Here is a 237-nt window from a genome sequence, read left to right as displayed (position 1 = left end):
ATGGGGCTCGGTCATCAAGGAGTTGGAAGACGCTGAAGACTACACACGCGCCAACGAGACCTGCACGCTAACCATGTGTGTTAATTACGGCGGCCGCGCTGAAATAGCCGACGCCGTTGCAGCGATAGCGCGCGACGTCGCCGAAGGGCGGCTCAAGCCGGGTTCGGTGTCCGAGAAGACAATCCAGAAGTACTTGGACGAGCCGGACTTGCCGGACGTGGACCTGTTTTTGCGTAG

General features: G+C 59.5%; 1 protein-coding gene. It reads left to right on the top strand.

The features are described 5' to 3' along the window. Window positions 1-237 (top strand): undecaprenyl diphosphate synthase family protein (locus SB772_RS45415; RefSeq protein WP_410839205.1); only part of this gene is annotated, 237 nt, incomplete at both ends.

Origin of the sequence: Paraburkholderia sp. SIMBA_030 (assembly GCF_046535245.1) — a bacterium.
Taxonomy (GTDB): Bacteria; Pseudomonadota; Gammaproteobacteria; order Burkholderiales; family Burkholderiaceae; genus Paraburkholderia.
Note: the sequence above shows the minus strand (reverse complement) of the source record. Positions and strands in the feature narration are given on the sequence as shown.